The 15,325-nt window shown below is 49.4% G+C and carries 17 protein-coding genes; 4 read left to right on the top strand and 13 right to left on the bottom strand.

The features are described from left to right. The first annotated feature begins 19 nt into the window (after positions 1-19). The 3 genes from AC2A06_RS09545 (at position 20) to ytfE (ending at position 2,142) form a co-directional block, all read left to right on the top strand. Positions 20-553 (top strand): DUF3833 domain-containing protein, encoded by a 534-nt coding sequence (locus AC2A06_RS09545; RefSeq protein ID WP_037384454.1) that lies wholly within the window; start codon positions 20-22, stop codon positions 551-553. 3 nt (positions 554-556) lie between these two features. Further along, positions 557-1,294: a MerR family transcriptional regulator gene (locus tag AC2A06_RS09540; RefSeq protein WP_484380111.1), complete on the top strand. Its 738-nt coding sequence runs from the start codon at positions 557-559 to the stop codon at positions 1,292-1,294. Between the two features lie 182 nt (positions 1,295-1,476). Next, entirely contained in the window at positions 1,477-2,142 is a 666-nt protein-coding gene (ytfE, locus tag AC2A06_RS09535; protein WP_484380110.1) for an iron-sulfur cluster repair protein YtfE, read from the top strand. Between the two features lie 45 nt (positions 2,143-2,187). Here the strand turns inward: ytfE and bamJ are convergent, their stop codons facing one another. Next, complete coding sequence (gene bamJ, locus AC2A06_RS09530) at positions 2,188-2,808, bottom strand: BamJ family beta-barrel-assembly machinery protein (protein WP_473196174.1); 621 nt, start codon at positions 2,806-2,808, stop codon at positions 2,188-2,190. A 227-nt stretch (positions 2,809-3,035) separates the two neighbouring features. Between bamJ and AC2A06_RS09525 the strand changes: the two genes are divergently transcribed. After that, positions 3,036-3,704 (top strand): OapA family protein, encoded by a 669-nt coding sequence (locus AC2A06_RS09525; protein WP_484380109.1) that lies wholly within the window; start codon positions 3,036-3,038, stop codon positions 3,702-3,704. 218 nt (positions 3,705-3,922) lie between these two features. Here AC2A06_RS09525 and rplI read toward each other — a convergent pair whose 3' ends face one another. From rplI to hflX, 12 genes are all read right to left on the bottom strand, one after another. Next, complete coding sequence (gene rplI / locus AC2A06_RS09520; protein WP_023489464.1) at positions 3,923-4,375, bottom strand: 50S ribosomal protein L9; 453 nt, start codon at positions 4,373-4,375, stop codon at positions 3,923-3,925. A 39-nt stretch (positions 4,376-4,414) separates the two neighbouring features. Continuing rightward, complete coding sequence (gene rpsR / locus AC2A06_RS09515; RefSeq protein ID WP_023489463.1) at positions 4,415-4,642, bottom strand: 30S ribosomal protein S18; 228 nt, start codon at positions 4,640-4,642, stop codon at positions 4,415-4,417. A gap of 4 nt (positions 4,643-4,646) precedes the next feature. Further along, positions 4,647-4,964, bottom strand: coding sequence for a primosomal replication protein N (gene priB, locus AC2A06_RS09510; RefSeq protein WP_037384444.1), 318 nt, complete (start codon positions 4,962-4,964; stop codon positions 4,647-4,649). A gap of 8 nt (positions 4,965-4,972) precedes the next feature. Then, entirely contained in the window at positions 4,973-5,368 is a 396-nt protein-coding gene (rpsF, locus tag AC2A06_RS09505) for a 30S ribosomal protein S6 (RefSeq protein ID WP_023489462.1), read from the bottom strand. 217 nt (positions 5,369-5,585) lie between these two features. Next, positions 5,586-6,317 (bottom strand): 23S rRNA (guanosine(2251)-2'-O)-methyltransferase RlmB, encoded by a 732-nt coding sequence (rlmB, locus tag AC2A06_RS09500; RefSeq protein ID WP_484380108.1) that lies wholly within the window; start codon positions 6,315-6,317, stop codon positions 5,586-5,588. Between the two features lie 59 nt (positions 6,318-6,376). Further along, the gene (gene rnr / locus AC2A06_RS09495) at positions 6,377-8,899 is read right to left on the bottom strand and encodes a ribonuclease R (RefSeq protein ID WP_484380107.1); all 2,523 of its coding nucleotides are present in this window, start codon (positions 8,897-8,899) and stop codon (positions 6,377-6,379) included. Positions 8,900-8,958: 59 nt separating this feature from the next. Further along, a complete protein-coding gene (nsrR, locus tag AC2A06_RS09490; protein ID WP_484380106.1) occupies positions 8,959-9,384 on the bottom strand; it encodes a nitric oxide-sensing transcriptional repressor NsrR in 426 nt (141 codons plus the stop codon). 346 nt (positions 9,385-9,730) lie between these two features. Further along, on the bottom strand, positions 9,731-11,029 hold the full coding sequence (locus AC2A06_RS09485; RefSeq protein WP_484380157.1) for an adenylosuccinate synthase: 1,299 nt from the start codon (positions 11,027-11,029) through the stop codon (positions 9,731-9,733). A 97-nt stretch (positions 11,030-11,126) separates the two neighbouring features. After that, the gene (locus AC2A06_RS09480; protein WP_023489457.1) at positions 11,127-11,327 is read right to left on the bottom strand and encodes a DUF2065 domain-containing protein; all 201 of its coding nucleotides are present in this window, start codon (positions 11,325-11,327) and stop codon (positions 11,127-11,129) included. Between the two features lie 108 nt (positions 11,328-11,435). Beyond that, a complete protein-coding gene (hflC, locus tag AC2A06_RS09475) occupies positions 11,436-12,446 on the bottom strand; it encodes a protease modulator HflC (RefSeq protein WP_023489456.1) in 1,011 nt (336 codons plus the stop codon). A 3-nt stretch (positions 12,447-12,449) separates the two neighbouring features. After that, positions 12,450-13,715: an FtsH protease activity modulator HflK gene (gene hflK / locus AC2A06_RS09470; protein WP_023489455.1), complete on the bottom strand. Its 1,266-nt coding sequence runs from the start codon at positions 13,713-13,715 to the stop codon at positions 12,450-12,452. A 234-nt stretch (positions 13,716-13,949) separates the two neighbouring features. Continuing rightward, complete coding sequence (gene hflX, locus AC2A06_RS09465) at positions 13,950-15,230, bottom strand: ribosome rescue GTPase HflX (protein WP_023489454.1); 1,281 nt, start codon at positions 15,228-15,230, stop codon at positions 13,950-13,952. Positions 15,231-15,325: the final 95 nt, after the last annotated feature.

Genomic DNA, 15,325 nt, shown 5'->3' with positions numbered 1-15,325 from the left:
TAGAAACAGGAGATGTTAAATGAAAAAAATACTCAAGATTGGTAGTTTACTGGTCATGATGTTGACCGGATGCAGTGCTGATATCAACGACTATCGAGCATCAACACCCACACTGGATATCTTCGATTATTTTAACGGTAAAACAGAAGCCTGGGGGATGGTACAAGACTTCAGCCAAAAACAGGTTCGTCGTTTCCATGTGGAAATTGTCGGTAGCGTTATCGATAATACACTGACACTACATGAAAATTTTGTTTATGACGATGGAGAGAAACAACAGCGCACATGGCATATACGTCGTCTTGAAAATGGTCGTTACGAAGGAACTGCCAATGATATAGAAGGTGTCGCCAGCGGGCAGGCGGTAGGAAACACCTTTAATTGGCAGTACAAAATGAATGTCACCACAGGGGGAAAAACCTGGTTACTCAGTTTTGACGACTGGATGTACCTGCAGGATAATAACCATCTGTTTAATCTTACCAAGCTTAAAAAGTTTGGTGTCACTGTGGGTACCGTGACCTTGTTTTTTGATAAACCAGCAAAGCTGTAGGCCATGCTTACACTTTATACCATCAGCGAATTTGCCAACCTCTGTGGTGTTAGCCCGACCACATTACGGGCTTGGCAACGCCGTTATGGTTTACTTAAGCCTGAACGTACAGAAGGGGGGCACCGGCTCTATAGCCAATCGGATCTTGAACGAGTACTTAGCGTCTTAGATTGGATAAAAAAGGGTGTCCCTGTCAGCCAGATAAAACCGCTACTTGAAAGTGACCACAACCAAACCAATAATAACTGGCAGCAGTTGCAGGAAAAAATACTGTTACTACTACAACAAGGAAAGATCGATGCCTTGCGTCAGTTACTCTTTGCTTGTGGACGAGATTACCCTCGCAGTTATCTGGTTGATCATGTATTGCGCCCTTTACGTGTGTTAATAGCAGCAAATACTGCACCGATGCTCACATTACGCACCATCCTTGATTCGCTGATTATCGGCTATACCTCTTTTTGTCTGGATGCAGATAAACGTTCTCGGGGAGAAAAATATATTTTAGTAGGGTGGAAGCTTAGTGATCCGGCAGAGATTTGGCTGGAAGCCTTAAAATTGTCAGGCGCAGGCAAGAGGATAGAAGTGCTGGCATGGCCATGTACCCTATTGGCTCCTGAATTATTTCCTGATTATCATTGGATCCTACTCACCTCTACCAAACTCACCGCACTAGAAGAAAAACAGTGCGAGGTATGGCGTAATTACGTTTTATCACTGCAGGTCGCCCTGTTACGTTAATCATGGGTTGTACAGACAGTATTGGATTTTCACTCTATCATATTGATATAAAAACAAAATAATTACATAACCGGGCACATTTCCATGCACCCTTACGATTTAACCTCTTTTATTGATGGTACACTCTTTAAATTGCATTTAAAATGCATGTTATAGGTTTATTCACTTTAAGAGGCACTAACATGGATTATCGTAGCCAATCCCTCGGCGCACTCGCCATCGCTATCCCGCAAGCCAGTAAACTATTCCGCGACTATGGCTTGGACTTCTGCTGCGGAGGAAAACAAACCTTGGAGCGAGCTGCCAGCCGCAAAAATTTGGATCTGGAGAGATTGGAAAGTGAACTGGCTGCACTGGCAGCAGACTCCGTAGATAACCGCGACTGGCATCAGGCCCCGCTGTCGGAGATCATCGATTACATTCTGCCACGCTTCCACCAACGTCACCGCGAACAGTTGCCAGAGCTGGTATTAATGGCAGAAAAGGTCGAACGTGTTCATGGCGACAAGCCCACTTGCCCACGCGGGCTGGCGAAACAGTTAAATCTGATCAATCTCAGCCTTGAAAACCATATGATGAAGGAAGAGCAGATCCTGTTTCCGCTGATCAAACAAGGTATGGGGCAACAGGCGGCGGGGCCAATTTCGGTAATGGCGTATGAACATAATGAAGTGGACGAACAGTTGGAGGTTGTGAAATTCCTCACTAATAACGTGACGCCACCGGCAGGTGCCTGCAATACCTGGCAGGCATTATATAATGGGATCAATACGTTTATTGCCGACCTGATGGAGCATATCCATCTAGAGAACAATTTGTTGTTCCCGCGTGCCCTTAATGGTCAATAAAGTCAGGGCGTCACTAAGGCGCCCATGCTTCAAGGCCGTAACCTATTACAAAATTTCCAGCAATTCAACGTCAAAAATTAATGCGCTGAAAGGTGGGATTGATGCGCCGGCGCCACGTTCACCATAGGCCAGGTTATGTGGAATATATAACTGCCATTTTGATCCCACAGGCATCAGTGTCAACGCTTCGATCCAGCCGGGGATCACTCCACTAACCGGGAACTCTGCTGGCTGACCACGCTCAACAGAACTGTCGAACACATCACCATTGATCAGGCGGCCAGTATAATGCACGCGTACCCGATCCTGACGGGATGGGATAGGGCCATTACCCTGCTCCAATACGCTGAACTGTAAACCCGACTCAGTCTGCGTCACGTCGTCACGTTTGGCATTATCCTGCAAGAACTTCTGACCTTCTACGGCCATTGCCTTTTGACGTTCAAGACGTACCGCATCTGCACGCTCATGGATTTCACGTAGTGCGCGGTGAACCACATCGACCGGTACAGCCGGTGCGTTCCCTTCCAACGCATCACGCAAGCCAGCCAACAAAGCTTCTGGTTGTAAACCTTCGAGACCAGACTCTTGCAGTTGCTGACCGACCTGTAAACCAATCCCGTAACTTGCTTGCGCTTCAACGCTATCAAAAGAAGGGGTTGTCATGGGTTTTTCCTTTAATCTGTAAAAAGTCGAAGATGCAGCATAACAGTGCCTGAAAGCCGGGTAAAATCTTGTGTAGATAATGATGACTTTTGTCGTAGAAAAAGAAACAATAAGTTATTGTTAACACTTGGGGCCATTCCCCTCGCCAACACCCAAATGGGTGAGACAAGTAACGCAGCCAATGATCGGCAGCTTACATATTCTGATGTAGTCGAAGAGAGGTCACCATGGGCAGAATCGCGCCCAGGAAAAGGAAAACCCCCTGGGTCTATCAGACGCTATCGCGCCTCTGGCTGAATCTGAACCAGCGTTTCAAGCCTAGGCTGACACCCACAGAGCAAGAAACGATCCAGACACCAAGCTTTAAAAATAGACTAAAAGCCTTGTTGTTGAGAATATGGCACCTGCCAGACAGCTTCCAATGGATGGAACCTTTACCCAATTTTCACCGCCGTTGGGTGATTATTTTTGGTACCACCTTGCTGCTTTCATTACTGTGGCCCTACTCCGACGATAGCGCACCACATCCATTCCCGGTGACCAACCAGGAAAATAGTGCCCTTATGCAGGCTCAATTACTGAATAATGGCGCGCAACAGCCACAACAACAGCAACCCACCACGACGGGTAGCCCTAACTGGCAAGGCTATGAGATCAAGGCAGGACAGACTCTAGCGCAACTATTCCGCGACAATGGCTTACCGGTTAATGATGTTTTTGCCATGGCGCAGGTAGAGGGTCGCGATAAACCGCTCAGTAATCTTAAGGCGGGGCAAAAAGTACGTATCGAGCGTAATGCCAATGGGGTGATTACCACTCTCGCTATCACTACGGCGGATAATAGCGAAGCACTGTTTCGGCGCCAGACTGATGGCAGCTACCTTCGCCTGCGTTAGGTTTTACTTTGTTCCTGCAGAAAATCACGCAGTACAATTCATAGGTGCAGTTCAATCCTTTGGTTGCGCTGTGTGTCTTTGCTGCAATACAACAGTGTCAACATCTGGCCTTGCTGCAATTTACTTATGCAAAACAGACGAAATAATACTTTTTAGCGGTGATTAAAAAGCAAAACGCCAGCACAAGGCTGGCGTTTTAACTTGGCTAACAGCAGCGATTAAGCTTCTGCAACCACAACTACATTCAGCTGTGCAAACACGTCGCTGTGTACTTGGAAATGCACTTCGTGCTCACCAGTGGTACGCAGAACGCCGTTTGGCAGACGAACTTCGCTCTTGGCAACTTCAACACCAGCCGCAGTCACTGCGTCAGCGATGTCACGGGTACCGATAGAGCCGAACAGTTTACCTTCGTCGCCTGCTTTAGACGCGATGGTTACCGTGGCCAGTTCGTTGATCTTGGTTGCGCGAACTTGGGCTGCAGCCAGAACTTCTGACAGTTTGGCTTCCAGTTCAGCACGGCGTGCTTCAAAGAACTCTACGTTTTTCTTGGTAGCAGGAACAGCTTTGCCCTGTGGTACCAAGAAGTTACGGGCATAACCCGCTTTAACGTTAACCTGATCACCCAGGCTGCCCAGGTTTGCTACTTTATCAAGCAGAATAACTTGCATTACCTTATCCTCTCAAAGTCGTTAATGGACAGTGGCCGATTACTGATGACTATCAGTGTACGGCAACAAAGACAGGTAGCGCGCGCGCTTGATAGCACGGGCCAGTTGGCGCTGATACTTTGCACGAGTACCGGTAATACGGCTCGGGACAATTTTACCACTTTCAGTGATGTAGTTTTTCAGCGTAGCGATGTCTTTATAGTCAATCTCTTGAACGCCTTCCGCAGTGAAACGGCAGAACTTGCGACGACGGAAATAACGTGCCATTTGGCTAGTCTCCAGAATCTATCAATTCAATCTGCTCGGCATGCAGGACCAATTTATTCAACCCGTTGCGCCCTTGATGGCAGCTAACAAAGCCTTGAATAGTGACCTGAGTGCCGACCGTTAATCTTTGAGTTAAAGCTTGTGACTGTTGTCCACTGGCAACCACGGGCATTCGGCACCATGCTTGCCTGCTGAATCCGGCTTCCTGCTGCGTTGATCGGTGCTCAAGCACAAATTGGCAGTGGGGTATCCCGGAAGGACTTACTTTTCGTACCGGCGTCTTGCACACTGTGCCAGACAACACCAGACGATTAGCCGTCACGGCGGCAATTACTCTTCAGAATCCCCAACATCATCATCAGCGATTTCATTAGCGAAGTCTTCGCGGCGATCGCCACGACGTTCATCTTTCGCTTTAACCATCGGAGATGCTTCAGTTACCGCGTGCTTAACGCGCATAACCATGCTACGGATAACGGCGTCGTTGAAGCGGAAGTTAGTTTCCAGCTCATCGATCGCTTCCTGCGGAGCTTCAACGTTCAGCAGAACATAGTGAGCTTTATGCAGTTTGTTGATCGGATAAGCCAGTTGACGGCGGCCCCAGTCTTCCAGACGATGGATCTGACCTTGCGCGTTAGTGATAGTAGCACTATAACGCTCGATCATGCCCGGAACCTGTTCGCTTTGGTCAGGATGGACCATAAAAACGATTTCGTAATGACGCATCGAATTGCTCCTTACGGATTATTCAGCCTCCTGTCAGGGTCAACCGCGGCCCATGGAAGCAAGGAACGTGTGTATGTGTGCGGCTGAAAAATGACGCGTAATCATACTGGCGGAGCGCTGGAAACTCAAGGGATGAATGGGATTTATTACGGTTTTCTACCCGTCGTCATGCCAATTGCCGTGGGCTTGGCATGACGACGAGTCTCAACTTAGCTTATTAACTGCGCTGACGTACCGCTTCAAACAAGCAGATACCGGTTGCGACGGAAACGTTAAGCGAAGAAACCGTCCCTGCCATCGGAATACTGATCAGCTCATCACAATGTTCACGGGTCAAACGCCGCATACCATCGCCTTCCGCCCCCATCACCAGGGCCATCGGGCCGGTCATTTTGCTTTGGTATAAAGTATGGTCCGCTTCACCTGCGGTGCCTACCACCCAAATATTCATCTCTTGCAATAACCGCAAGGTACGCGCCAGGTTGGTGACCTGGATCAATGGCACGTTTTCTGCCGCCCCACAGGCGACTTTCTTTGCCGTTGCATTCAATTGGGCAGAACGATCACGGGGGACAATCACTGCATGCACCCCTGCCGCATCGGCACTACGCAGACAGGCCCCCAGATTATGTGGGTCCGTAATGCCATCCAATACCAACAAAAATGGGGTATCGATATTTTCTAACAGGCCCGGTAAGTCGTTTTCCTGATACTTCCGCCCTTCACGTACCCGCGCAATAATCCCTTGATGGACCGCCCCTTCCACCTTCTCATCCAGCCATTGGCGGTTTGCCACCTGGATAACGATACCGCTAGCTTCCAGCTCAACAATCAATGGTTGCAAGCGACGATCGTCACGCCCCTTGAGAATAAATACTTCCAGGAAACGTTGTGGATCTCGTTCTAATAGGGCTTTGACGGCGTGAATACCGTAAATAATTTCGCTCATGATGATCTTTTAACTGTGTGGCCAGGGTCTTCCTGGCCGGTGATAACAAATGCGGCAGATTATTTCTGCTCTGCAGCTTTCTTCTTGCTGGCACGTTTAGCTTTGGTTGCCGCCGCTATCTTTTGGGTTTTATCAGACACTTTTTTGGCTTTCGCCTTTTTGTCCTTTTTCACCTTATCAGCAGGCTTAGCCTCTTTATCAGGCTTAGCCTCTTTATCAGGCTTAGCCTCTTTCTTACGAAAAACGCTATCTGCCTCAAAATTCGCAGGTGCTTTACCACTGCGGGATTTACGTGGCTTCTGGCCTGGCTCTGCCCCCTTGCCATCACGTAATCTACGAGGGTTACCGCTTTTGCTGCGTTGTCGTTCAGTTTTACCCTCACCCCTTGGCTTGCGCGTGCTCGATACCAAAGCAAAATCAATCTTGCGCTCATCCAGATGCACTGCATCAACACGAATTTCCACCGCATCACCCAGACGATAAACCATACCGCTGGATTCACCGATCAGGCGCTGACCAATATTATCGTAGCGGTAGTAATCGTTATCCAAGGTTGAGACATGCACTAAACCATCAATAAACAGATCGTTTAAACGCACAAAAAAGCCAAATGAAGTGACACTGGCAATAATCCCGCTGAACACTTCACCGACGTGATCCTGCATGAAATCACACTTCAACCAGTCCGCGACATTACGCGTAGCTTCATCCGCACGGCGCTCCGTCATCGAACAGTGTTCGCCCAGTTGCAGCATCTCTTCGAATTCACTGTGCCAACCACCGGTGGGTGTCCAGCGCTCCTTCGGCTGACCATGCTCTTTAGCCAGCAGATATTTGATAGCCCGGTGTAACGACAAATCTGGGTAACGGCGAATTGGCGAAGTAAAGTGAGCATAAGCCGCCAATGCCAAACCGAAGTGACCACGATTCTCGGGATCATAAACCGCCTGTTTCATCGAACGTAGCAGCATGGTTTGCAGCATTTCCCGATCCGGACGCTCAGAGACCTCGTCCATCAAAGTGGCGTAATCTTTCGGTTGCGGTTTCATTCCCCCACCCAAAGTCAGACCAAGCTCACTCAGCACACTACGCAATGCCGTAATATGATCGTCACTGGGGCGATCATGCACGCGGAACAGTGCAGGCTCATTATTCTTTTCAACAAAACGTGCTGCCGCAACGTTTGCCATGATCATGCACTCTTCAATTAGCTTATGCGCATCATTGCGTACCGTTGGCTCAACACGTTCAATACGGCGTTCAGCATTGAAGATAAACTTGGCTTCTTCTGTTTCGAAGGCAATACCGCCACGCTCAGCACGAGCCTGGTCCAACACTTTATACAGCGCGTGTAACTCCTGCAGGTGTTTAACCAAAGGATGGTACTGTTCACGCAGTTCCTGATCCCCCTGAAGGATATGCCACACCTTGGTATAGGTTAAACGTGCATGAGAACTCATCACTGCTTCATAAAATTTAAATGAAGAGAGACGGCCCTGTGCAGAGATGGTCATCTCACAAACCATACACAGACGATCTACCTGCGGGTTGAGAGAACACAGGCCATTGGAGAGCACTTCCGGCAGCATCGGCACCACTTGTGAAGGGAAGTAGACCGATGTACCTCGGCTACGGGCTTCATCATCCAGCGCGGTGCGTGGACGCACGTAATAGCTGACATCAGCAATGGCAACCCACAAACGCCAACCGCCACCACGTTTCTTCTCACAGTACACCGCATCATCAAAGTCGCGGGCATCTTCACCATCAATGGTCACCAGTGGCAGTTCACGCAGGTCCACACGCCCTTTTTTAGCGGCCTCTGGCACTTGCTCGCTGAGGTCGGCAACCTGTTTTTCCACCTGCGGCGGCCAGGTATGCGGGATCTCGTGGGTACGCAGAGCGATGTCTACCGCCATGCTCGTGCCCATTTTATCCCCCAGTACCTCGACTATCTTACCCACGGCTTTGGTACGACGCGTTGGGCGTTGAGTCAACTCGACGACGACCATATACCCCATACGCGCACCACAAATGGCGTCAGCGGGTATCAGGATGTCAAAATTGAGGCGGCCATCATCAGGCACCACAAAGCCGGTACCGGCATCAGTGAAATAACGCCCGACAATCTGACTGGTTTTAGGCACCAACACACGCACAATCCGCGCTTCGCGGCGCCCCTTGCGGTCTTCACCCAATGGCTGCGCCAATACCACATCACCATGGATCGCCATTTTCATTTGTTCGGCGGAAAGATACAGATCGTCTTTACGCCCTTCAACACGCAAAAAGCCGTAGCCATCGCGATGACCGATCACGGTGCCACGCAGCAAGTCCAGTCGCTCTGGCAAGGCATAGCACTGGCGGCGAGTAAACACTAACTGGCCATCACGCTCCATCGCCCGTAGACGACGGCGCAAAGCTTCCAGTTGTTCTTCTCCAGATAAATTCAGTTCATTACCCAACTCTTCGCGGCTGGCTGGCGTTTCACGTTTCGCCAAATGGGCCAGAATAAATTCACGACTCGGAATTGGGGATTCATATTTTTCTGCTTCTCGTTCCAAAAATGGATCTTGTGACATTAGGATTCCTCGGTTGTCATCAGCAGGATGTCATTGAGCCTGATTGGCTCAGCAACGCTTTATTTGACAAGCAAAAGCCTGTAGAGCTGTGAGTTGTCTTCAACCATATCGGCCAAAGTATAATCGTCCAGCTCCTTAAGGAAATTCTGTACCGCCTGTTGAAGTATCGACTTTAAGCGACAGGCTGGCGTTATATGGCAAAAATCACTGGCACAATTCACCAGTGAAAGAGGCTCCAGGGCGCGTACTACATCGCCCAAACGAATAGTGCTGGCAGGTTTACCCAGGCGAATCCCGCCGTTTTTGCCCCGCACGGTAGTGACAAAGCCTGTATGGCTTAACTGATTGATAATTTTTACCATATGGTTGCGCGAAAGACCGTACACTTCCGTCACTTCAGAGATACTGGTCATTTTCTCTGCCGGTAATGATGCCATATAGATCAATGCCCGTAGGCCATAATCCGTAAAACTGGTTAACTGCACGTCTACCTCTGGGTAACTGTTTACCCATTTAATATGCCGACTCTCGGCGATTTCTTAATATTTCATCATCATGCAGGCCGCTGAGACACAACCTGGATATTGATATCTGATTGGATAATAAACCAGCCAGAGAGTTCGTTGCTAATTATTTCTACCGTTTATCATCCAAGCGACAGAGAGCCAGATGAATTTAGGCATAACGAATTTTCAATACGAAGGGGTTATCGGGGAACGGTGATCAGACAAACCGGGACAGCTCCCGGTTTGCTTTATCGCTAGTATCATTCAAGTTACAGAAATACCTTCTGCAACCTGAATGACGGGTACATCACAGCATAACAACAGATTATGCATCAAACGGGTCACGTAATATCATGGTTTCGCTACGGTCTGGCCCGGTAGAAATAATATCTACTGGCACGCCCGTCAGCTCTTCGATACGTTTGATATAATTTAGCGCCGCCTGTGGCAATTGGCTGTAGTCTTTCACCCCAAAGGTGGTTTCACTCCAGCCAGGCATGCTCTCATAAATCGGTTCAATACCTTCCCAACCTTCTGCCGCCAGCGGCGTAGTGGTGATTTCAGAACCATCTGGCATGCGGTAACCCACACAGATCTTCACTTCTTTCAGACCATCGAGAACATCCAGTTTGGTCAAACAGAAGCCCGATAACGAGTTCAGTTGCACAGCACGGCGTACTGCTACTGCATCCAACCAACCGGTACGACGACGGCGACCAGTGGTAGCACCAAACTCATTGCCTTGCTTACACAGATATTCACCTGTTTCATCGAACAGTTCAGTTGGGAATGGGCCAGCCCCCACGCGGGTAGAATAGGCTTTCACGATGCCCAGCACATAATTCACATAACGTGGGCCAATGCCAGAACCGGTTGCGACACCACCTGCGGTGGTATTAGACGAGGTAACATAGGGATAAGTACCGTGGTCAATATCCAGCAAGGTACCCTGTGCGCCTTCGAACATCACGCGTTCACCGCGTTTACGCGCACCGTCCAGCAATTCGGAAACATCCACCACCATTGAGGTCAGGACATCTGCGATAGACATCACGTAATCAAGGGTTGCCTGGTAATCAACCGCATCGACCTTGTAGTAGTTAACCAACTGGAAGTTGTGGTAATCGATGACCTCTTTCAGCTTAACCGCGAAGGTCTCTTTATCAAACAGATCACCCACACGCAGACCACGACGAGCCACTTTATCTTCATAAGCCGGGCCGATACCACGACCCGTGGTCCCGATCGCTTTAGCACCACGCGCTTTCTCACGCGCATTATCCAAAGCGACGTGGTAAGGCAGGATCAGCGGACAGGCTTCAGACAATAACAGCCGCTCACGCACCGGGATACCACGCGCTTCGAGTTCCCCCATTTCTTTCATCAATGCATCTGGAGCCAGAACCACACCATTGCCAATGATACTGGTCACGTTTTCACGCAAGATACCTGAGGGAATTAAATGAAGAACGGTTTTTTCACCGTCGATAACGAGAGTATGGCCTGCATTATGGCCACCTTGGTAGCGCACAACATATTTAGCCCGTTCGGTCAGCAGGTCTACGACCTTACCCTTACCTTCGTCACCCCATTGGGTGCCCAGTACGACGACGTTGTTACCCATTTTTACCATCACCGGTTGCTTAAAAATGGATTCTAACACCGTAATTTGTGAGTTTCAGCACTTTTAACCGACAACTGCCTACTTTTTCGACTCCCGTTTATCCCCCGGCACGGCTACTCAACATGTAGTAGATCACGCAGCCAGCAACCACTAGTCCACCACCAAAACGCCGTAAAGTTGAATCTGGCAACTGGGTCATCGCCAGGATCATTTTACGCCAAGCCTGTGGAAACAGCATTGGCCCCAACCCTTCGAGTACCAAAACCAATCCGAGTGCCAGCCAGATCGTTAAATTCATCATGTTCCCTCAAAAAAATCAGGGCTCGCATTTAACGAGCCCCGATACCTACCCTTCTCTTTCAAAACCGTTCTCTTTCAATACATGGTCAGAAAGACATTAGGTATTTTATCTATTTCGTGTTGCTTCCGGCGACTTCATATAGCGGAAGAAATCGCTGTCCGGACTCAATACCAGCACATCCTGGTTACCTGAACCAAAACTGGTTTCATAAGCACGCAGGCTACGGATAAAGGAGTAAAAATCAGGATCCTGGCTAAATGCATCCGCAAACAATCTGGCGGCTTGTGCATCACCAGCACCACGAGTAATACGTGCCTGACGCTCAGCTTCTGCAATGGTGCGGGTCACCTCATAGTCGGCAGTCGCTTTCAGCTTCTCCGCTGCTTCTTTACCCTGAGAACGATGACGACGTGCTACTGCTTCACGTTCTGCACGCATACGCTGGAATATTGCATCAGACACTTCCGCTGGCAGGTTGATCTGTTTGATACGCACATCAACCACCTCAATACCCAATGCAGCCATGCTGTTCGGGTTAATCTGTGGCTGCTTACCGGTGGTTTCGCGATCAACGCGGGCTGCAGCAGAAGCGATAGCATCATCAGCTTCAGTGGTAGCCACCACCTCACCATCACCCACAGTACCAGTATTCAATGCGTCACGGACATCGGCCATCAAGCGGCCACGGGAGTCAGTAACAATATCACGCACATCCAGACGACCAATCTCCGAACGTAGACGGTCACTAAATTTACGCTTCAACAGAACCTCGGCCTGAGAAACATCACCACCACCCGTTGCCAGGTAGTAACGGCTAAAATCACTGATGCGCCACTTCAGGAAGGAGTCAACGATCAGATCTTTCTTCTCGCTAGTGACAAAGCGATCCGCCTGGTTATCCATGGTCTGAATACGTGCATCCAAGGTTTTCACAGTTTCAATAAAAGGAATCTTGAAATGTAACCCTGGCGCATACACCTGTGGTTTATTTTCGTTGTCACGCAGTACTTTGCCAAAACGCAACACAATGCCACGCTCACCTTCCTGTACCACAAACAAGGAGGTATACAGCGCTACCAGCACCACGGCAACGATAACTATAAATGACTTACGCATTGATTATTCTCTCCCTACGCGAGTATTGTCGCTACGCTGCGTATTGACACGGCGTTGGTCCATAGTTGAACCACTCGTGGTATTGTTGGGACTGGCATCCGAAACACTGTCAGTGGATGGAGCAGGGTTGAGACGAATCAGGCTGGTATCACTATTACCTTGGCTTACTGTCGGACCGGCCTGGTTACGCAACATTTGATCCAGTGGTAACACCATCAGATTATTGTTGCCTTTGTCATTCACCAGCACCTTACGGGTATGGCTAAAGACTTTTTCCATGGTCTCGATATACAGACGTTCACGCGTAAGTTCTGGTGCAGACTTATACTCCGGCAGCAGCTTGGTAAACTTCGCTACTTCACCCTGAGCTTCCAGAACAGTACGTGCTTCATAAGCTCTGGCGTCTTCCAACAAACGCTGTGCCGCACCATTGGCGCGCGGCTGAACTTCGTTGGCGTAAGCCTCTGCTTCACGGATGAATTGCTGTTCATTTTCACGTGCGGCAATAGCATCATCAAACGCCGCTTTCACCTCTTCCGGCGGACGAGCAGCCTGGAAGTTGACGTCAAGCAAAGTGATCCCCATTTTGTACGGACGAATGGTTTCTTCCAGTACACGCTGCGTATCGCTACGTACAATGGTACGGCCTTCGGTGAGGATCTTGTCCATGGTGTATTTACCAATAACACCACGCAATGCGCTATCTGTCGCTTGTCTTAAGCTATCATTGGGATCAGTAACGCTGAACAGATAAGCCGCCGGATCCGTGACACGATACTGAACGTTCATTTCCACGCGCACCACGTTCTCATCCGACGTGAGCATCACGCCTGATGCCGCCAGTTCACGCACGGACTCCACGTTGACCGCGATCACCTGATCAATAAATGTCGGTTTCCAGTTTAAACCCGGTTGTACCAGATGACTCAATTTACCGAATCGAGTGACGACACCACGTTCAGCTTCTCTAATGGTATAGAAGCCACTTGCGGCCCAAACCACCACAGCGGCAACCACGGCAATAACGATGATTCTGCCACTGAAATTCTTGGCTGAACCAGTACCACCACTGTTATTGCTGTTGGAGCCCTTATTCCCACCCAGGCTGCTCAATTTCTTGCTCAGCTTACGGAAAATATCATCTAAATCCGGGGGCCCTTGGTCGCGCCCACCTTTATTATTGTTACCGCCAGAGTTGCCGCCATTATTATTGCCGCTCCCCCACGGGTCGCGGTCTTGTCCGTTATTACCGGGCTGATTCCACGCCATGTTTTAGCTCCATTATTCTGTGATTAGGTACTTCAGGCTAACGCTTTGCCCTTCGTCTTTGAAAATGCAAGGGTTATCCCCATTGTCATGCCAACGGCAGGAAGAGAGATCCTCATTCCCCTGTTACCGGATTTACCGAGAGCCAGGGGCCTCACTCTGCCAATGACATGTTGAAAACTATGGGTATAGCCTAGTCAATTGTTAAAACGAGCGGCTAAATGTAACAGGATACAATCATACGATAAAGTTAATCAGATCCTGTTCCTGTTTACAGAGGCGACGCCACTCCACGATCGGCATACGTATTATCACACCGATACTACCGTCCTCTTCATTCCATTCTTTCTCGATTGCCTGAAGCTGATAAAAACGACTACGCAGACGACCGGCCTGTGGTGGCAATCGCAGTTGGTGATGCACGATTTGCCCCGATAAACGTTCTGTCAACGCCTGAAATAGCAACGGAATACCTTCACCACTGGCGGCGGATAACCACACTCGGATGGGTAAATTTTCATCGTTGCGATCGATACGCGGGACAAAATCATCCAGCATATCTATTTTGTTCATCACTAACAGTGTCGGGATCTCATCCGACTCAATCTCTGCCAACACGCTATTCACTGCCTCAATGTTCTCATCCACCCGGTTATCCGCGGCGTCGATCACATGTAACAATAAAGAGGCTTGGCGCGTTTCCTGTAAAGTGGCCTTAAAAGCAGCAACAAGATCATGCGGCAAATGCCGGATAAAACCTACTGTATCCGCCAACACGGTATCACCCACATCCGCTACTTCAATACGTCGTAAGGTGGGATCCAAGGTGGCAAATAGCTGGTCCGCCGCATAAACATCGGCAGAGGTAATTCGGTTAAACAAGGTTGACTTACCGGCGTTGGTATAACCTACCAATGAGACTGTCGGTACATCAGCACGGGTGCGAGCTCGCCGGCCCTGTTCACGTTGCTTCTCTACGCGTTCCAGACGGCGCAGAATCAAACTGATGCGGTCCCTCAACAGACGGCGGTCAGTTTCTAACTGGGTTTCTCCAGGCCCCCGCAAGCCTATGCCACCTTTCTGACGTTCCAGATGGGTCCAACCACGCACCAAACGCGTAGCAATATGGCGTAACTGCGCCAGCTCTACCTGCAGCTTACCTTCGTGGGTACGAGCACGCTGAGCAAAAATATCTAAAATCAAACCCGTACGGTCAATAACCCGACATTCACATAAGCGCTCAAGATTTCTCTCCTGCGCAGCGGAAAGGGCATGATCAAACAAAACAACAGACGCACCAGCAGCTTTCACCGCCTCGGCGATTTCTTGGGCCTTTCCTTCACCGACAAAGTATTTAGGATGCGGCGCTTTGCGACTACCTGTCACCACCTGCAAAGCTTCGACACCAGCAGAAGAGACCAGTGACTCAAACTCACTGAGATCTTCACTATCTTTATCTTGCGAGAAATAAATATGAACCAGTACGGCCTGTTCACCAGTTTCATAGCGGTCAAACAAACGTGCGACCTCTCAAACGGAAAAAAACCGCGGGTTCGGGGGGCATAAACCGCACATTGCAGCCTAGGCTCCCCGTCATGGTTAATTCGCGATAA

The sequence above is a fragment of the Serratia sp. HNCC26DJ244 genome (assembly GCF_057180565.1).
This window is presented reverse-complemented; position numbering and strand designations above follow the sequence as displayed.